The organism is Verrucomicrobium sp. BvORR034 (genome assembly GCF_000739635.1).
In the GTDB taxonomy this organism is placed as follows: Bacteria; Verrucomicrobiota; Verrucomicrobiia; order Verrucomicrobiales; family Verrucomicrobiaceae; genus Verrucomicrobium.
In genome coordinates this window covers 1-17,879 of sequence record NZ_BATQ01000015.1, presented here as the reverse complement: position 1 = coordinate 17,879, position 17,879 = coordinate 1, and the positions used below count along the sequence as shown (strand labels likewise).

At 61.1% G+C, this 17,879-nt stretch carries 15 protein-coding genes; 13 read left to right on the top strand and 2 right to left on the bottom strand.

Features of this window, described 5'->3' with window-relative positions; genetic code table 11:
• The first annotated feature begins 12 nt into the window (after nucleotides 1–12).
• Together BV034_RS35575 and BV034_RS03170 are read left to right on the top strand one after the other, a co-directional pair.
• Nucleotides 13–225: a hypothetical protein gene (locus BV034_RS35575; RefSeq protein ID WP_265592566.1), complete on the top strand. Its 213-nt coding sequence runs from the start codon at nucleotides 13–15 to the stop codon at nucleotides 223–225.
• Nucleotides 226–230: 5 nt separating this feature from the next.
• Entirely contained in the window at nucleotides 231–860 is a 630-nt protein-coding gene (locus tag BV034_RS03170) for a LysE family translocator (protein ID WP_050024046.1), read from the top strand.
• Nucleotides 861–1,541: 681 nt separating this feature from the next.
• Here the strand turns inward: BV034_RS03170 and BV034_RS03165 are convergent.
• Nucleotides 1,542–5,750: a PVC-type heme-binding CxxCH protein gene (locus BV034_RS03165; RefSeq protein ID WP_050024044.1), complete on the bottom strand. Its 4,209-nt coding sequence runs from the start codon at nucleotides 5,748–5,750 to the stop codon at nucleotides 1,542–1,544.
• A gap of 153 nt (nucleotides 5,751–5,903) precedes the next feature.
• On the opposite strand from BV034_RS03165, the gene BV034_RS03160 reads away from it, so the two are divergent.
• Nucleotides 5,904–7,190: a hypothetical protein gene (locus BV034_RS03160; protein ID WP_050024042.1), complete on the top strand. Its 1,287-nt coding sequence runs from the start codon at nucleotides 5,904–5,906 to the stop codon at nucleotides 7,188–7,190.
• Between the two features lie 107 nt (nucleotides 7,191–7,297).
• On the top strand, nucleotides 7,298–9,490 hold the full coding sequence (locus BV034_RS03155) for a sialate O-acetylesterase (protein WP_050024040.1): 2,193 nt from the start codon (nucleotides 7,298–7,300) through the stop codon (nucleotides 9,488–9,490).
• A gap of 783 nt (nucleotides 9,491–10,273) precedes the next feature.
• Here the strand turns inward: BV034_RS03155 and BV034_RS03150 are convergent.
• Complete coding sequence (locus tag BV034_RS03150) at nucleotides 10,274–11,152, bottom strand: LysR family transcriptional regulator (protein ID WP_050024038.1); 879 nt, start codon at nucleotides 11,150–11,152, stop codon at nucleotides 10,274–10,276.
• An 81-nt stretch (nucleotides 11,153–11,233) separates the two neighbouring features.
• On the opposite strand from BV034_RS03150, the gene BV034_RS03145 reads away from it, so the two are divergent.
• From BV034_RS03145 to BV034_RS03105, 9 genes are all read left to right on the top strand, one after another.
• A complete protein-coding gene (locus tag BV034_RS03145; protein WP_050024037.1) occupies nucleotides 11,234–11,608 on the top strand; it encodes a CidA/LrgA family protein in 375 nt (124 codons plus the stop codon).
• Entirely contained in the window at nucleotides 11,592–12,296 is a 705-nt protein-coding gene (locus tag BV034_RS03140; RefSeq protein ID WP_265592564.1) for an LrgB family protein, read from the top strand. Before BV034_RS03145 ends, BV034_RS03140 begins: the two co-directional genes overlap by 17 nt.
• A gap of 39 nt (nucleotides 12,297–12,335) precedes the next feature.
• Complete coding sequence (locus tag BV034_RS03135) at nucleotides 12,336–13,310, top strand: D-2-hydroxyacid dehydrogenase (RefSeq protein ID WP_050024035.1); 975 nt, start codon at nucleotides 12,336–12,338, stop codon at nucleotides 13,308–13,310.
• 101 nt (nucleotides 13,311–13,411) lie between these two features.
• Nucleotides 13,412–13,900, top strand: a complete 489-nt coding sequence (locus BV034_RS03130) for a hypothetical protein (protein WP_265592563.1) — start codon at nucleotides 13,412–13,414, stop codon at nucleotides 13,898–13,900.
• A gap of 278 nt (nucleotides 13,901–14,178) precedes the next feature.
• The gene (locus BV034_RS03125) at nucleotides 14,179–14,586 is read left to right on the top strand and encodes a type II secretion system protein (protein WP_050024032.1); all 408 of its coding nucleotides are present in this window, start codon (nucleotides 14,179–14,181) and stop codon (nucleotides 14,584–14,586) included.
• Nucleotides 14,587–14,632: 46 nt separating this feature from the next.
• Nucleotides 14,633–16,510, top strand: a complete 1,878-nt coding sequence (locus BV034_RS03120) for a hypothetical protein (protein ID WP_050024030.1) — start codon at nucleotides 14,633–14,635, stop codon at nucleotides 16,508–16,510.
• A 3-nt stretch (nucleotides 16,511–16,513) separates the two neighbouring features.
• Nucleotides 16,514–17,077, top strand: coding sequence for a hypothetical protein (locus tag BV034_RS03115; RefSeq protein WP_050024028.1), 564 nt, complete (start codon nucleotides 16,514–16,516; stop codon nucleotides 17,075–17,077).
• Nucleotides 17,074–17,694 carry a hypothetical protein gene (locus tag BV034_RS03110; RefSeq protein ID WP_265592562.1) on the top strand — a complete coding sequence of 207 codons (621 nt, stop codon included), beginning with the start codon at nucleotides 17,074–17,076 and terminating at the stop codon, nucleotides 17,692–17,694. Before BV034_RS03115 ends, BV034_RS03110 begins: the two co-directional genes overlap by 4 nt.
• The coding region (locus tag BV034_RS03105) for a hypothetical protein (RefSeq protein WP_265592561.1) at nucleotides 17,691–17,879 on the top strand (189 nt) is incomplete at its 3' end. The genes BV034_RS03110 and BV034_RS03105, both read left to right, overlap by 4 nt.

Sequence of the window (17,879 nt, the reverse complement as noted above, 5' to 3'; positions counted from 1 at the left end):
CTTGATCTCCGCGTGACCTTCGCACAGTATTCGATCATGTCGGCGTCTAAACGGATGGCAGAGATGGCCACGATTGAGCAACTCGGCGGATCACCGGATCAAGAAGCGTCCAACCGCGTTTCACCAGCTTGGCACGAAGAGGTCTTAGCTGTGCGAGCGAAGATTGCCGATTCGGAATCAGCGCAATGGTTGACCATTGATGAACTAGAGGAACGTCTCTCCTAAAACCCATGTACGGCATCCACGACTTTGGCCTCTATGTGGGCACCTGCATTCTGCTCAATCTGACCCCGGGGCAGGACACGTTCTACATCCTGGGTCGCAGCATGGCACAGGGTCGGTCGGCGGGCATGGCATCGGTGCTGGGCATATCCAGTGGAGCTCTGGTGCACAGCCTGGCTGCAGCTCTTGGGCTGTCTGCCGTAGTGGCGGCTTCAGCCACGGCCTTCACGGTCATCAAGTTCGCGGGCGCGGCTTATCTCATCTGGCTGGGCATCCGCATGCTGCTTTCCCCCAAGCAGGACAACTCCCTTGTTTCAAACGCACCCCCAGCCTCCTCGTTTGGGAAGGTTTACCGACAGGGGCTGCTCACCAACGTGCTCAACCCCAAGGTGGCGCTCTTCTTTCTCGCCTTTGTCCCCCAGTTCATCGCGAAGGACAGCGGCAACCCCTTCGCTGCCTTCATCCTGCTGGGGCTCACCTTTGTGACCACCGGCACGATCTGGTGTTTTTTCCTCGCCCTTTTTGCCGCCTCCCTCGGACGGCATTTGCGCGAGCGCCCCGGCTTCGGCACCTGGCTGAATCGCACGGCGGGCGCCTTGTTGGTGTTGCTCGGCTTGAGGCTGGCGACCAGCAAGTAAGCGGGGCGGACGAGCAACCGGTCCTGGCCCGGTCAGAACTCAATCGAAGTTCTTCTCGAAGAGGACGAGCCTACAGATCCCACGTTGGCGGAATTGCGCCAGCCAATCCCATCAGCATGCCTCAAGCAACAACAGCTCCAGCTCCACTCCCTTCTGCCAGACCACTCTCAACACCGGCGTAGCTGACGACGTGAGGAGACACTAACTGAAGCGTCTACGGCGTCATCCCGCGATCGTCTTTCACCTGCCCAACGCCCCGCCACCATTCATCCCAGCGTTCCCCTTGGCCCTATGCCCCTCTCTCCCGGCCACATCACCACATACCGGGAAATATGCGAGGAGAACCGACCAATCGCGCGCGTTTTGGGGTGGCTACCAAGGAACCACCTTGAGGTGCCCGCCTCAGACCGAAGTTGATCCCAGTATGGGATCTGTAGCACAGCCCAGTGGTTGGACGAGCCTCAAGCGAGTCAACCCTGGGTACCTCCGCGGAGGATGATCAGGTGGGAAAGCCGACAGCATCTGCTTTCTCCCCACCGCAATCAACGCCTCCACGTCAGCCCCGCCAAATTCCTCGGCAGGCACTGTTGGAGACCACACCTTTTCGTCCCCAATAACAAACAACCCGCTTCAACCACCTGACGATGGCGAAGCGGGCCGCGCAAAACAACTACAGCACAGCTATTTCATCGGATGCTGCTTCAGCAGCTCTTCAACCGTGTAGAACATCATGCGTCCAGGATTGGCATCGCGAATGGCCTTCACGTCCTTCGTGGTCACCGGTTCGGCCTTGTTGCCGAAATGGTTGCGCACGAACGTGATCACCGCCGCAACTTCCTCGTCCTTCAGCATGCCGCCAAAGGGGGTCATAGGCACCTGGCCGTTGTACTGCTTGCCGTCCACTTCAATGGGTCCGATCAATCCGTAGAGCACCAGCTTGATCAGGCGATCCCGGTCCCCAGTGACCCAGGGGCTCTTCTGAAGCGAGGGGAAGGCAGGATCCAGGCCACCACCGTGGGGCTGGTGGCAGGTGGTGCAGTGCCCTTCACGGAAGTAAACTTCCTGGCCCAGCATGAACTGCTTCTTCGCCTCGGGCGAGAGATCGGCCGGAGCCGCAATCACAGGGTGCTCCGGTGCGGCCACTTCTGCCACCCCGGCAAGCCGGTCGGCGGCCGTCTTTGCGGCGTTCTTGCTCCACTCATCCAGCGGTTGTTTGGAACCGATGGCGACGATGTTCTTGGCAGCGGCCGTGTTGGGCAGCCAGGAGGCCGCGACGATCGCTTCCAAACGCACGCGGCCGTGTTCATCGGCGGCCGCCTTCTCCAGCAGGGCCACATGGTCCGCCACACGATGGGTGTTATACCTCAGAACCCGTACCGCGCCGGCGCGAGCGTGGAAGTCTTTGGCATTAAGCGTCTGACGCAGCAGGGTTTCATCCGCCTCGTTCATGCCCCAGGTCACCCAGAGGGCTTCCAGCACGTTGTGCTCGTACTGTGCGTCGTTCTTGTCGAGCCCGGCAACCCAGGCCTTCACCGCTGGCAGGACCTCGCTCGCCGGATGGCTGCGCAGGGCACGGCGGGAGCGGTAGCGGGTGCGCAGTTCAGGCTCCTTGAGGTTGTTGAGCAGGGTCTGCACGGAGGCTCCTGCCACCTGGGCTGGCTTTACCAGCGGGCGGGAGGGATAGGTGATGCGGTAGATGCGGCCATGCACGTGGTCGCGGAGCGGGTCACGGGCGTTGTGCTGCATGTGACCGATCAAGACGTTGTGCCAGTCCAGCACATACAATGAACCATCCGGGGCAAACTCCAAATCCGCCGGGCGGAAGTTCCCGTCCGTGCTCTTCAACAAGTCATGACGGAAGGAGGTCTTCCAGCCGGTGCCTTCGTCCTGGATCTGGTGCTGTTTGATGCCCAGGAAGCCGATGGCGTTGCAGAGGATAAGATCGCCCTGCACTTCATCCGGGAAGTGGCGTGAGGAAACAATCTCTAGACCGGTCGTGGGGCGGACCGACTGTCCTTTGGGGATGAGGTCCGGGGTCGAAGGGGTCTTGCTACCGAAGGCGGGCTTCACCGAGACGGGCAGCATCCAGTTCATGCTCGGACCAGAGGTGTGCAGGAAGAAATCCTGGCCCCACTTGTCGAACACCACTCCCCAGGGGTTTGGGATGGAAAGCTGCGCCGTGCGCTCCAGATGACCGCGCTGCGGGCTGTAGCGGAGGAAACCGCCGTCCACACAGCGCACCGGGCCATAAGGGGTCTCGACATTGGAGTGCAGGAACACCCCTTCACAGAGGATGAAGGCACCGCTGGGATCCGCTGTGTAAGCGCTGATCGCGTGGTGGGTGTCGTGCGAGTCAAACCCGCCCAGAATGATCTCGGAGCTGTCGGCCTTGTCATCGCCATTGGTATCGCGCAGCAGGACGAGGTTGGGCTCTTGGGAGACATAGACGCCTTCCGGGGCGAACTCGAACCCGATGGGCAGATGGAGGTGATCCGCAAAAACTGTTTCCTTGTCCGCCTTGCCGTCGCCGTTGGTGTCCTCATAGATGAGGAGCTTGTCGTTCGGCAACGCGTCGCCGGGACGATAGTGGGGATAGGTCGGCATCACGGCCACCCAGAGACGACCCTTGTCGTCGAAGGAGAGCTGCATGGGGTTGGCCAGATTGGGGAACTCCTTCTCACTGGCAAAGAGCTCCACCTTGTAGCCTTCCGGCACCGACAGGGTCTTGAGCGCCTCATCGCCGTACAGATACTTCTCACTGCCGTTCTTGGCGCTCGGCTGGTAGTTGGTGGGAACCGGAGGCAGCACATGCGTCTTGGAATCATCCACCACGAGGTCGTTCTTCCGGCCGCTGGCCAGGTCATGGATGAGTTGGTCGCGCAGCGCGGTCATCTCTCGGGACTTCTTCACCTCGTCCGGATAGTTCTGCGGGCCATAGGGATTGTACCGCTGACCGTGGGTGTGCACTCCGTTGAGGATGTTGTAGTCCGTGTTCCAGAACCACTGCTTCTGCTGAACAGCTTCATGCACTTTCTCCGGATCTGCCTTGGAGACGCGGGACTGATGGCCATAGAGGCCTGTGGCGAGCACGTCAGCGATGGTCTTGTAACCCTCACTGGTGGGGATGAAACCACCCGTGGTGAAGACCGGTCCACCCTTGGCATAGATCTCCTTGGTGGGCGTGAAAAGGTCGATATAGGTCACCCCGTATTTCTTGGCCACCTTCTCCATGGCGGCGGCGTAGAGCAGCAGGTTGGCGTTCTCTGCATGGCCATCCGGCAGATCGCGCTTGGCGCTCTGATCTTCATAGGCGATCGGAGACACGAGCACCACACGGGGGGCTTCTTTGCCGTTGTAGGCCTTGCTCAGGGTGTGAGCCACCCAGGCATCAATCTCCGCTTCAAAGTTGCCCACCTTGCTGGCACCGTCGAAGGACTCATTGTAACCGAAGAACCCGACAATGGTGTCGGCTTTCAGATGGGTGAGCCACTGGTCCGGCGTGGGGAAGAACCCCTTGCCATGATGCACGTTCTTGTCTGGATGAAACTTCTCAGCCCCGGGGAAGGCCCACTGCGAAACGCGGGCAGGGTGCGGGCGGAATCCGGGGGTGTCTCCCACGTGGCCCATGTTGCGGAAGAACAACTCCTTCTCAGGATAGCGCAGGTTCAGTTCCGTTTCGATCCGACCGTAGTAAACGTCGCGCTCTGCCAGACCGTTGCCGACCAGCACAATGCGTTCGCCCTTGGCAGGAGCTGCCACGGATTGATCACGTTTGGCCTTGGCGGGGGCAGGCTCGGCATTGAAGGCGTGCGGAGGCACCTCGTCCTTCTTCTCTGCTGCGGGCTTCGCGGCCGCAGGCTTGGCCGCCGGTTTGGCAGCGCCTTTACCGGTTGCCGGGCTCTTGCCCAGAACATAGTCACCGGGCTTCCGGTTCAGCGTCTTGTAGTAATCGCTGCTGTTGTTGCCGTAGAAGGTCGGCTCGAAGGCATCCACATAGGCGACATCCGCCTTGTCCGGCACTTTGAGTCCGAGCAGGGCATAGGAAACGTTGACCGCGAGCCGGCGAAGATCTTCATCCACGAAGTCCGAGGAAGCACCGAGCGTGGTGCAGAAGGCGCGCCCTTTGGCCGTGCCATTGGGGGCGGTGTACTCCCGCAGCCAGGCCAGCGGCATCATGGGATTGTTCTTGGGTCCTTCGATCGCTTTCGAGGTGGGATCGAGCGACTCCGTCACCGCTCCACGCAGGAGGATGGTCGCCGCCTTTTGGTCCAGATTGGCGATGCCATACACATCCGTAGGCGCAAAGATCTCACCCACCCCCTGCAGCACCTCATTGGAGGCATTGGCCTGCTCCACCACCGACTTGGTGCCCTGTTTGCCGTGGGCACCGTGGTGATTCACCCATTTCTCGCCCAAGACCTTGAGACCGAACTCCGCCCACTTGAAGTCCCCGGTGGCAGCTCCGCCCGTGAAGGCATGTGTGGCGGTGCGGAAGCCGATCACTGGCTTGCCCGCATTCAAGTACGCGGCAAAGGGGGCGAGCTGGTTGTCAGGCAACTGGCGGAACCGGGTGCCAATGATCAGGAGATCCGCCTTGTCCAAAGTCGCGGTGCCCGGGATGTTTTTCTGGAAGTTGGGATCGATGTAGCCGCCCTCGGGATTGATCGCGAAGAGCACCGTGCAGTCGAAACCGTGCTTCTGGCTGAGAATCTTCGCGAGCATGGGGAAGCTCTCCTCCGTGCGGTATTCTTCGTCTCCCGAGACAAGGACGACACGTTTGCCATTGCCCGCTCCCACACCGGATTTGGCGGGAAAGTGCAAGGTCTCCTGGGCGACCGCAGACGCCGCCAGAGCGACGAAAACGGTGAAGGGGATGAGTTTTCGGATCATGGAAGAATTGAGTAAAGGCGGCTTGGGTGGAGCAATGGCGGATGCTGACTGGGTTGAGACATCAAAAACAAGGATTTTTTCCTCTTCCCACTCCGTAGTGGACGCCTTCCGGTCAAAAAACCCTTTCACCTGCCGTTTGATTCCCTCTCCCCTATGCCGAACCCCTTCTTGTCTCTGCTCATCTCCGTTTTTGCTCTGGTCACCCTCTCTGCGGCGACGCTTTCAGGCGCGGCGCTCGTGAATGAATCCCCCCAACAGCTCGCTCCGCAGGCAGAAAAGGCCTGGAACATCGCCTGGCAGCGGTTTTTCAACCCCAAGACCGAGCTCTTTTACGACTACCTGAGCAGCTACGAACCCGGCCAGGAACTCACGCATCTGCCGACCGCAGACGAAGTGAAACGCCAGTACCCCAACCCCTGCGGCTACGGCACGGGCATGGAAGACTGCATGATCCTGGGGGGAGCGATGCTCAGCGTGCTGAGCGACCGGTATGACGTCACACAAGAGACTTCGCTGAAAGCCGACGCGCGTCGCGTTTTCAGCGGGATCAAGGCCTGCGTCACCGTGCATGGCAAAGAAGGCTTCGTCGCCCGGGGCATCAGCCCGAACTATCTCGGAGGCGTGTACATCAACTCTTCCCGGGACCAAGTCACCCACTGCGTGCATGGTCTCTGGCGCTACTATCACAGCCCGCTCTGCGACGAGCCGACCAAGGTGGAGATCCGCAGCCTCATGACCGCCATCGCCAACCGGATGATCAAGAACGTCACTCCGGAGAATGGCTACGACTTCCTGCGCGCCGATGACCAACCCTGCGGGCTCGGCATCTGCAAGATGTGGGAGGTGCAGGCTCATGAAGCGGCCCGCCTGCCCATGATCTATGCCGTGGCCTGGGATGTCACCGGCAACGAAGCGTTTCATCAGGAATACCGCCGCTACGTGGTGCCTGCCGTGGAGCAATCGGCCCATCCCGACGAGAAGAAACCCGCCTACGCCATGCTCCAGATGCAGTGCTCGCTCGAGGTGCTCTATCACCTTGAGACCGATGCCGCCCTCAAAACGCGCATCCGCGAAACGATGGTGCACGTGGGCGAAATTGCCATGAAACGCACGGCCGAAACGGGAGCACGCCTCGCCCAGATGAGCCCGGAGATGCTGGCCATGGTTGGCCCCGACTGGCGTCACGTTCCGGAATGGAAGAACCAGAAAGGCTACATGAACCCGCAGTGGGGCGAGTACCGCAAGGTCTGGCACAACATCCGCGAGGCGGGCGAGTCCGCACTGGTGCCGATGATGGTGAACGATCCTAAAATCCCCGTCGCCCAGCAGGAGTGGATGCGGAAGTTCCTGGTTCAGTCTGACTACGCCCACATGTCCAGCTGCGGGATCGTCTATCACATTGCCATGTACTGGAAGGCCCGCCGGGAAGGCCTCCTCTGATCCGGACCTTCGTTTCTGTCCCGAGGATTTTTGTACTGTTCGGCCATGGATTTCTGTATGGTCGGCGATTCCGGGACCTCACGCCCGTTCACTGTCATCTCCTTACCATGCTCTCACTCACCCTCTCTCAACGCGGATCCCTGGCGCTGCTGGCGCTGGCGGGCCTCCTGCCCACCCTCGCCCCGGCCGCAGTCAAACTGCCGCATATTTTCACGGACCACATGGTGCTCCAGCGGGACGTGAAGATCCCAGTCTGGGGCTGGGCGGACCCGGGCGAAAAGGTTTCGGTAAAACTGGGCCAGACAGCTCCGGTGGAAACCACTGCGGGCAAGGACGGCAAGTGGCGCGTGGAATTGCCAGCCCTGGCTGCCGGTGGCGGCCCCCTGGAGTTGAACGTGACCGCCTCCAACACCGTCGCGGTGCGCGACATCCTGGTGGGAGAGGTCTGGCTCTGCTCCGGCCAGTCCAACATGGAGTGGGTAGTACAAAACAGTCTGAACAGTGCCCAGGAAATCGCGGCGGCCAATGATCCCACCATCCGCCACATCAAAGTGCCGCTGGTTCCCAAGCCCGTGCCCCAGGATGATTTCAACGGCTCCTGGCAGACCGCCAGCCCGGCCACGGTGGGCGGGTTCACCGCCGCCGGTTATTTCATGGCCCGCGAGCTGCAGAAGCACCTGAAGGTGCCGGTGGGCTTGATCAACGCCTCCTGGGGTGGCACCCGGATTGAACCCTGGGTTCCGGCCGCTGGCTTCGAGGGGCTGGAGCGGCTCCGTGACCTCGCCGCCCAGGTGAAGCTCAAACAACCTGGGAATCCCCAGTACCGCGAGCGCGTCTTGAAGCATGTGGCAGACATTGAAGCCTGGACCAAAACCGTCCCCGGCGCGCTGGATTCTGGCAACGGTGTCTCGCCCAGCCCAACCTTCCCCGGCGAGCTGACACCTTTTGCCACCCATGGCGATCCAACCACGCTCTACAACGCGATGATCCATCCCTATGTGGGCTTTCCCATCCGCGGAGCCATCTGGTACCAGGGCGAATCCAACCACGGCGAAGGCACCCTCTACACTGAGAAGATGAAGGCCCTCGTCGGTGGCTGGCGCAAGGCCTGGGGTCAAGGCGACTTCCCGTTCTACTACGTGCAGATCGCCCCGTTCCAGTATGGCCAGGAGCCGCCAGAGGTCCTGGCTTCCTTCTGGGAGGCCCAGTACGCGGCGCTCTCCATCCCCAACACCGGCATCGTACCCACCACAGACATTGCCGAGCTGAACGACATCCACCCCAAGAACAAACAAGAGGTGGGCCGCCGTCTGGCCCAGCAGGCGCTCAAGCACACCTATGGCAAGACGGACGTGGTTGCCTCCGGCCCCATCGTCAAATCCGTACAGCCTGAAGAAGGCCGACTGCGGGTGACTTTTGACCACGCCGACGGCGGACTCAAGTCCCGCAATGGCCAGCCTCTCGACTGGTTCGAGGTGATTGGCGAGGACACGGCCTATGTGAAAGCCCAGGCGACCATTGAAGGCAACGCCGTGGTCCTCACTGCCCCCGGGGTGCCCAAGCCGACCGCAGTCCGCTTTGGCTGGAACAAGCTCGCCGAACCTAACCTCGTGAACGGGGCCGGATGGCCTGCTTACCCCTTTCAGGGGGGCAAGGTTTCCGTCTTTGATCTGCTGGCGAAGAAGCTCCCTGAAACTGCGGGTTATCAGGTGCTCTATGACTTGGACTTGTCCAAGCTCAGCAACACCCCCGCCTACGAGGTGAATAACGCCGACACCCTGAAGGGTACCGTGGAAAAGGTGGCGTGGCTCCTCGAACTCAAGGAGCCCTCCAGCCCCGCCAAGTACTGCTTCGTCTCCGTGGATGGCTTCACCAGCGAGCTCAAGAAGCTGGGCGTGCCCACCTCCGCCTCTGGAGCCAAATTCCAGATCCCGGTGAAAAACGCCGTCATCCTGAGCAACGTGCCCGGCGTGCCCAACGGTCCGGCAGGTGATGCCCTGAACCTCGAGTTCTGGCCCGACAACTACGGCCCTGCCAACACCGCCGCCGTGCCCGGCGCCTCCGACGCCGAGTTTGACACCGGCGACCAGCTCACCGAGTTGGTTGACGGCTATGGCTCCATGCAGGTGAACCACCACGGAGCCAAGACCACGCTGATCGCCATCAACCACTGGGGTGCCGGCCCTCAGGCCGACATCGGCATTGGCAACAGCCCCGGCCAGACCAAGGACTGGACCTTCACCCAGAATGCCTCCACTTACCTCTACAAGCGCCTGCGTGTGCTGGTGAAGATGAAATAACTTACCTCCGCCAGGAGGCGCGCGACCCTTGCAAAAAGGAGCAGGGGATTCCATCCCCGTTCAGTCGCGCGTCTGCTGACGAAGCAGAAGAGAATGAGCCAGACGAGCTGACCACCAACCGACTGCTGTCAGCCAACAGCCTCACCGCCTTCAACTTCGCGAAGCGTCTTGGAGTGCCGGTGGCTCGACACCGCTTTCGCGGCTCACGTTATATTCTTAAACCCTGGTCCTTGATCGGAGCCCGTCCACGGCCATAGCACCTCTTGGGCAAGTGGTTGCACTCCACGATACAGACATCGCATACGGGAAAGTTTGTGCCTGCCAAGGAACCTTGGATGCGAAAGGCTCTCAGACCGCCACAACTCCTTCGGAGTAAAGACCTCCCACACCCGTACCCAACGTAGACTCGCTGGAAGCTCGTCAACGTTGGGCTTGTAGCCCCATCCTCTTCGAGGAAGAACTTCAACTGAGCGAGTGGATGGCACCTGCTCAGTCCGCAGTTAATCCCCGAAGGGGATTTCTAGCACAGCCCAGTGGTTGGACGAGTCCCGCAAGGCAAGACGAGTCAACCCTGGGCACCTCCGCGAAGGAGGATCAGGTGGGAAAGCCGACAGCATCCGCTTTCTCCCCATCGCCATCAACACCTCCACATCGTTCGAAGGTTTGGTTGCACTTCGCGAGGTCACCCGCTGACTGACGTTCCCGGCAAGATGCCGGAAACAGCACGCAAGATGCGTGCGCTCCCCTGGCTTCTCCAGCACAGGCCGCCAGACGCCTGGCACTTCACCCCACCCCTTCCCGTACCACCTCCAGCCAGCGCCTCGCGGCTGGCGACAGATCCCCGCCCCGCCTCCAGATCAAACCCAGACGCCAGCGCAGGTCTTCATCACGCAGCGGCACCACGGTGCAGACGCGTTGTTCCCTCGAATCCACAATCAGCCTGGGCAGAAGCGCCACGCCCAGTCCCGCCGCTACCAAGGCAATGATGAAATCCACGTGCCCGCTGCGGGCCGCTTCCACGGGAACAAAACCCCGCATCCGGCAGGCATCGAGGATCACCGCGTTCAGGGAAAAACCGGGCTCGAAAAGTACGAACGGTGTGTCCTTCAGATCCGCCAGTTCCAGGCTGGCCTCTCGCTCCAGGGGATGTCCTGCAGGCAGCAGCGCCACCAGCGGCTCATCACTCACCGGCTGCCAGTCGAACTCCTCTGGCACCGGGCCCAAAGACACTCCCACCTCAATCTCGCCGGCGCGTACCCGCTCCTGGAGATGCAAGCTGCCCTGCTCATGGAGCTCAATCTCGATCCCTGGATGCTGGCGGCGGAAGCTGGCCACATGAGGCGCGAACAGCAGGCTGCTGCCCAAGGAAGGCAACCCCAACCGGAGCCGGCCACGCTCCAGCCCATGAATGCCAGCGAGTTCGTCTCGAAGGCGCTCGTGTTCCTTGAGGATGACCTGCGCACGCTGGTACACCACCTCGCCAGCGGCGGTCAGGCTGAACTTCTTCCCCTGTCTGTCAAAAAGGAGGCAACCGCAGTCGTGTTCCAGTTGCTGCACCGCCTTGCTAATCGTGGGCTGGGTCAACCCCAAGACCTTGCCCGCCGCAGAGAAGCTCTTCTGCCGCACGACTTCCGCAAAGACGGCCAAAGCCCGTGATTCCATAGCGCTCTGCATTCTAAACTGGAATCCAAAGTATTCCATGGATTCATTTTGTCTATTCAAAGAGGTGAGGGATGCTCCGCGATGCGCCAATCCCTCGTCCTCCTGCAATGTCTGGTCCTCGTGGCCTTCTGGCTGGCTGGCGAGATGATCGTCAAGGCGCTTCACCTTCCCGTGCCCGGCAGCGTGCTCGGATTCTTCGGCCTCCTGATCTGCCTGCTTTTCCGCTGGATTCCCGTTTCCTGGGTGCAGCACGGCTCCACGGGCATGCTGAAGCACCTCTCCCTGTTCTTCGTTCCGGCGATGCTCGCCGTGGTGAAGTACAAGGAACTCGTGAGCTTCGATGGCCTGAAACTGGTGTTCGCAACCATCGCGGGCACGTTGACCGTGATGATCGGAACTGCCCTCGTGGTGGAAACCAGCCTGCGGTGGAGGTTGCGTCATGGCGATGGAAATTGACCTGTCGCCGGGCCTCTGGGCCGGGGTAACCCTGGGACTCTACGCTGGTGGACGCCAGCTTTACCAGCGTCTCCCACGCTGGTGGACCTCTCCCATGGTGATCGCCTGGGTGGGCTGCGGCGCCCTATTGCTGCTCACTGGCATTCCCTATGGCGAGTACCTGCGCGGCACCTGGTGGCTGGGCAGCCTGCTCGGCCCCGCCACCGTGGCCTTTGCCGTGGTGGTGCATGAGCATCGGCAGTTGATCCGCAAGCACTGGGGCACACTCGCGGTCGGGGTGGTTTTCGGCAGCCTGCTGGCGCTGGCCAGTGCGTGGATCCTGGCCAAGGTCCTGCACTTTTCCCCGGAATGGCAGGCCAGCCTGCTGCCGCACTCGGTCACCACGCCGTTTGCACAGGCCGTGTCCCGGGAGATCGGCGGCATGCCGGAGCTCACTGCGTGTCTGGTGGCGGTGACCGGCCTTTTCGGCGCAGCCATGGGCGAGGCCCTCATCTCCTGGCTCCCCCTTCGTACCGCGTTCGCCAGGGGTGCCATGCTCGGTATGGGTGCCCATGGAGCTGGCACCGCCAAGGCCTACGAATTGGGCCGGGAGGAAGGCGCGGTGGCAGGGGTGATCATGATCATGGCGGGGCTGCTCAATGTCGTGGGCATCACGATCCTTCTGGCAATCTTCCCCCGCATTGCCTGATGGCAGTCGTATTGGTTTCACTCCACCCTTTTCAGCCTGATGACTCCCCTCAAGATCTTCACCGACATCAAAGCTCCTGTAGAATTGCTGACCTGGTTCCAGGAACAAATCCAGCCCCATCAACTCATCCTCCCCACCCAGCCGGGGGCCTCGGTGTTGGCAGAAGCTCCGGTCGATCCTCTCATGGCGGAGGCTGACATCATTCTGGGGCAACCACGGACGGAGGGCGTTCTTGCCTCATCCAAAGCCTCCTGGCTCCAGGTCAGTTCCGCGGGCTTTACCCGCTATGACACGCCCGAGTTCCGGCTCGCAGCACAGTCCCGAGGCCTCACCGTGACCAACAGCTCCGGCGTCTATGATCAGGCCTGTGCGGAACACGTCTTCGCGTTCATGCTGGCCCAGGCCCGTCTCCTCCCCCAATCGCTGGGCTCTCATTTCCCCAATGGCCGGGCCGAATGGATGGCGCTGCGCAACGGGTGTCGCAGCCTTCATGGGCAATCCGTACTTATCGCCGGGTACGGAGCCATCGCCGCCAAGCTCGTGAAGATGCTGGCCCCGTTCGACATGAAGATCACCGCGATGCGCCGGACCGCCCGGGGCGACGAAGGCATCCGCGTCATCCCTCCCGAGGCCCTTCTGTCTGAGTTGCCTGCGGCCGATCACGTCATCAACATCCTCCCGGAAAACGCCGAGTCCCGCGGGCTTTTTGGGACCGCCCACTTCGCGGCCATGAAGCCGGGGGCCATTTTCTACAACATCGGGCGCGGGACTACCGTGGATCAAACTGCCCTCGCCAACGCCTTGCAATCCGGCAAGCCCGCCGCCGCCTGGTTGGATGTGACTGACCCCGAGCCTCTTCCCGAAGGTCACCCGCTCCGCGAGCTGCCGAACTGCTTCATCACACCGCATATTGCCGGGGGACACCACGATGAACTGCACACGGTATTCCGGCACTTTCTGGACAATCTCGAACGCTACCTCGCTGGCAAACCCCTGAACAACAGGGTGATGTAATCCTTTGAGATGACGCATTGCCAGCCTGACCTGCGATTGGTTTTGCCATGCAGGCGGGTATCGTGTTGAAATGGGGTACCCCAAACCCCATAAAAAAACCCATGCGTCTTATCATTCGTATTGCCGTCGTTGTTGTTGTCCTCGTCCTGGGCTGGCTGGCCTGGCCCTATCTGCAGTCTGCTGAAAAACAGGCCAAAGCCCGACACCTGGAACTCTTCAAGTTCGCCTCCAAACGCGACTGGAAAACGGCGGGGAAATTCCTCTCCCACAACTACGAGGATCAGTGGGGTAGCCGCCCTGCTGAAGCCCTGGATCTGGCCCGCGACCTGATGGCAGGCTTCATCATCCTGGAGATCAAGTGGGAGGACACCGACATCTCCGCCAATGACACCATCGTCAAAGTCCGCGGTCACGCACGGATTGAAGGCAATGGCATGGGTGTCAGCCAGATGGTCATGACCAAGGTCAACCAGATGCAGGAGCCCTGGGTTTTCACCTGGAAAAAGGAAGGTTGGAAGCCGTCCGACTGGAAATTGATGTCCGTGACCAACAAGGAGCTTGAAGGAGTAGGGCTTCCATCGGATCTGTAATTTTCAGGAAACTCCAAAAAATCTGGTAGTGAAATGGGGCCATTTTGGCCCCAAATTGCACTATTTGTTCGCGGAAAATGGCTATTTTTTGTCCATTGTTCGCTAGAAAATTAGTTTCTATGCCCGTTTTGGCATAGAAATTTTCCCTTAGAAATATAAGGGCTAGAGCGTCAAGCGAATTTTTTTCATGCAATTGCAACGTCCGTAAGCAGCACGGATAAATTGCTTTTTCTATAATTTCTAAATAATTTATGGCGTGCTGCAAATAATCTAACGCCATGAAAATCCATCAACTCCACAATACCCGTCGTTTCAAGCGCGCTGCTGGCTTCACCCTCATTGAAGTTAGCTTGGTCATCGCCCTTCTGCTTGGCCTCATCGCCGTGGTCTTCCTCGGTCTCGGTGCCTACCGCAAAGGAGCCGATCAGGCCAAGTGCAGAATGCAGCTCGCCACGATCCAGAAGGCGGTGCGTTCCTACGCCAACTACAACAACCTGGCCGTGACTGACCCGGTGCCCGCCGCTGGTCCTGGCAGCTACATGGAAGCCCTTCCTCCGTGCCCCAGCGATGGCTCCCTTCCTACAGTGACTGGCACGGTTCCCGCGATTGGCACCGCTTTCGCGACTTGCGCCGTGACGGGTCCTCCGACCCACGCCTTGGTCGCCGGCACCATCGCCGACTGGTGAGCCGCCCTCTGGAAGCCTCTCTCAGACCTCTCCGCCCCCATTTGTCGTGGCTGCCTTTTCCATCTCGGACCCCTATGATCTGAAGCCTGCCGATGTCTATCGCCAGGCTCGGATGGTGGCGTCCAAGACGAGTCGGGCATCTGACGGCAACTGGTACAAGGAACCTGGGGAGATCGCCTTCCAGTGGCATCTCTGGTTCGACGGGGGGAGGGAGGTGTGTTCCGCCACCTTCTCCCGTTCTGAAGGACGCTGGCGGCAGGGGCCATCCCTGCCGCTGGCCAGCCTGACCACCGCCGAGGGCATGCCCGAAATGCTCGGGAACCTGCTCTCGGCTGAGTACTTTGGGACACGACCCAAGGCACTGGGGGTGATCCTCCACGTGGCCGATGACTTCTCCCTCGCGGAGGTAGCCGCCTTCACGGATTCCGCTGGAGACGCTTCGGACGAATTCGGACTGATCCGGTACAACCTGGTGGACGCTCCCAAGGAAACGCTGGCCGACCGCGAGGTTTCCGTGGATACCATCTCCTGGAGACTGCTCCCTTTTTGGGGTGCGGCGGCAGGCCAGCAGCGATCCGCGGCCATGGCCCTGCCCCGGCAGCGTGAATCCTTTCTCAACCGGCTTGTGGAAAGCGGTGAGCAACTGCGCCTCCCGGTTCGCGTCTCTGTTACCAGCGCCCCTGCCGAAGCATTTGCCGCCATGGCCGTGGTCATGCCTGAGCTTTCCGGCGGCTGTCTGGTGGTGCTGCCCTACTTGAAGTTCACCGCTGTTTTCGCGCTCACCCCGTCGGGGGAGCTCCGGTCCGCCCGAAGCCTTTCTCATCGCGGCAACAATACCGTACCCGCCAGTTTCGGTGACCTCCTTTGGAACATCGCCGTAGGAGCCGAGCTGGTGACCTCGGGTGAGTCTGGTCCCGTTCCGCCAAAAATCATCATTGCTTCATCGAACCCCACTTCCCTGGAGGAAGCGATGCGGGATCTGGAGATCTACTCCCTTTCGCGGCAGAAGCTCGATTGCCGGAAGTTGGAGCTGGGCAGTCTTCCTACGACGGAGTCACTCCCCGGCCACCGCCCCGAATTTCTGCTTTACGACCCCAAGATGAGCCAGGCCATGGCTGGCGGTCAATCTGCGCTGGCCAGGACGGAGACCTTCAAGAATCTCTGGGACGGCTGGGCTTCGCAGAATTTCTTTCACACGGCGAAGCTGGACGCCCTCTACCCTTCCCTGGCGGACCTCCGCCTGCTGAAGCTTTCCACCTGGTTTGTTTACATCCTCGGATTCCTTCTCATCGGCCTCGGAGGGTACACCACCTTCTCGCTGTTCGCCGCGATGAACCATCCCTCCTGGCACCTGACTCCGGAACAGGTGAAACTGACTGAAGCCAATCACGCCAAGCTGATCACCGAAGAGCGGCAGATCAACGTGACGGAGCGCCTGCTCCTGCCCCGCTCCAAAGGCTGGACGAATGTGGAGCTTCTTCTGCAACTCTTCCCGGAGGAATCCGGAGTGAGGCTGGAGTCCTTCAGCTACATCTTGAACAGCGCCGTGCCATCGGGCCCGCAACAAGGTGGCGCTGCGGCATCGAAAGAGTCGGTCGGCCTGGAGCGGGAGTGGACCTTCAAGGGGCTGGCCAAAGCCAAGGGGCTGGATCTGCTCAACAACTTGAACAGCCAGCGCGGACTCACCGCCTTCTTTGCGAACATCGCCGAGGTCACTCAGGACACCAGCTTCGCCCCCAGCGCCGAACGTCAGTTCCGGATTACTCTCACTCAGAACCGGAACCCCCGCTACACCGCCGCCGCCAGCGCTGCCGATGTGGCCCGCGATCCTTCGCTCTCCTTCTCCTACACCTTCGAGGCCACCATCGTCCAGACCCTCTCGGAAAAGGACCCCCTCGCAGTGCCGATCGCCAAGCCGTTCTAGACCATGAGCGCCTACACCAAACCCATCATCCGATTCGGTCTGGTCACCCCGGCCATCTTCAACTGCGTCCTGCTGGCCGGTGTCGCAGCAGGCACGGCCAAGCTCACCTCCGTCCGGGCGGAAAAGGAGCTGCGCTATGATGAAGAGACCAAGCGAATTGCTGGCATGAAGGTGCTGGAAGCCCGGATCGCCCCGCGACGCAAAGCCTTTGAAGATCAGAAGAAGATGCTCGGGGCAGATCCCGGCCAGCTCTACACCAAGATCCTCGACACCGCACTGCCGCGGTACAAGGACATCGAACTGGAACGCAGCAGCCTCATCTTCCCGCAGGACCGCGGCAAGGTCGCCAAAAGCGTGAAGTGCGACGTCATCCGCGTGAAGGCCAGCTACCAGGGCGGCATCGGCCCCATGCAGGAATCCCTCCTCCAGGTTGAGAGCCTGATGCCCCAGGCCATGCTTGAGGAACTCAAGATCACGCGGAAGTCCGACCTGCTCATGAAGCGGCCTGACTACCTCGTGATCGACACCACCCACGCATGCTGGAAGGCAGGGGAGGCTCGTCCGTGAAGTTCTTGCGCTCCCTCACCGCAGTGGCCCTTGCCACGGCGGTCACCACCTTGGGCGCCCCCACCCCCAAGGCTCCTGCCACGAAGTCCGCAGAGAAGGCCAAGCCCCTCTTCTTTGGCATCGACACCGCCACCTGGCTGCCCAAGGCACCCAGCCTGCCCAAGGCCGGCGATGTGGAAGTGCTCGCCCAGCGCCTCGGCTCCCGCGTGAGGAATGTGGACCCCTTTGGCGTGCCGACCTTTCCCCGCGAAGACACCCTCCCTCTCATTGTGGAGGAGGATCCCGCCCGGCCGACGCCAAAACTTACCTTGAACCAGGCGCTGCAGACCCTGAAGCTCAACGCCGTCAATCTGGACACCAAGGAGTTCATCATCGGAGCACGCAGCGTGTTCGAAGGTGATGTCATCGAACTCTCATTCCGCGGCGAACTCTTCCGTGCCCTGGTGGTGGAGGTGGGGGCCACTGCGGTGGTCTTCCGGGACATCGACAGGGCCGAAACCGGATTGATGCCCCACGCCATGGTCCGCAATCTCCGGCTGGAACCGATGCAGACGACGCCCCCCCGGCTGGACGCCCATCTTGCCCCTCTCGAACCCCCGAGCACCCCGAATCCATGACCGTCTGGAAGGCTATTATCACCCTTGCATCCCTCGCAGGCCCGGTCCTGCTGCTGGGTGATCCCCTGCACCTGAAGCCCGCGTCAGCCCCCGCTGCGCCGGCCGCACCTGAGGCTCCAGCACCGGCCGGCTCACCCGTTCCTGCGGCGCCATCCGCTGCCGCCCCCACCGCCCCGTCCCCGGCT

Bases quoted from the DNA above. Each gene is read 5' to 3' on its own strand.
- BV034_RS03125 (WP_050024032.1), top strand. From the start codon at position 14,179: ATGAAAATCCATCAACTCCACAATACCCGTCGTTTCAAGCGCGCTGCT.
- BV034_RS03140 (WP_265592564.1), top strand. From the start codon at position 11,592: ATGGCGATGGAAATTGACCTGTCGCCGGGCCTCTGGGCCGGGGTAACC.
- BV034_RS03155 (WP_050024040.1), top strand. From the start codon at position 7,298: ATGCTCTCACTCACCCTCTCTCAACGCGGATCCCTGGCGCTGCTGGCG.
- BV034_RS03115 (WP_050024028.1), top strand. From the start codon at position 16,514: ATGAGCGCCTACACCAAACCCATCATCCGATTCGGTCTGGTCACCCCG.
- BV034_RS03160 (WP_050024042.1), top strand. From the start codon at position 5,904: ATGCCGAACCCCTTCTTGTCTCTGCTCATCTCCGTTTTTGCTCTGGTC.
- BV034_RS03150 (WP_050024038.1), bottom strand. From the start codon at position 11,152: ATGGAATCACGGGCTTTGGCCGTCTTTGCGGAAGTCGTGCGGCAGAAG.
- BV034_RS03165 (WP_050024044.1), bottom strand. From the start codon at position 5,750: ATGATCCGAAAACTCATCCCCTTCACCGTTTTCGTCGCTCTGGCGGCG.
- BV034_RS03170 (WP_050024046.1), top strand. From the start codon at position 231: ATGTACGGCATCCACGACTTTGGCCTCTATGTGGGCACCTGCATTCTG.
- BV034_RS03130 (WP_265592563.1), top strand. From the start codon at position 13,412: ATGCGTCTTATCATTCGTATTGCCGTCGTTGTTGTTGTCCTCGTCCTG.
- BV034_RS03145 (WP_050024037.1), top strand. From the start codon at position 11,234: ATGCGCCAATCCCTCGTCCTCCTGCAATGTCTGGTCCTCGTGGCCTTC.
- BV034_RS03135 (WP_050024035.1), top strand. From the start codon at position 12,336: ATGACTCCCCTCAAGATCTTCACCGACATCAAAGCTCCTGTAGAATTG.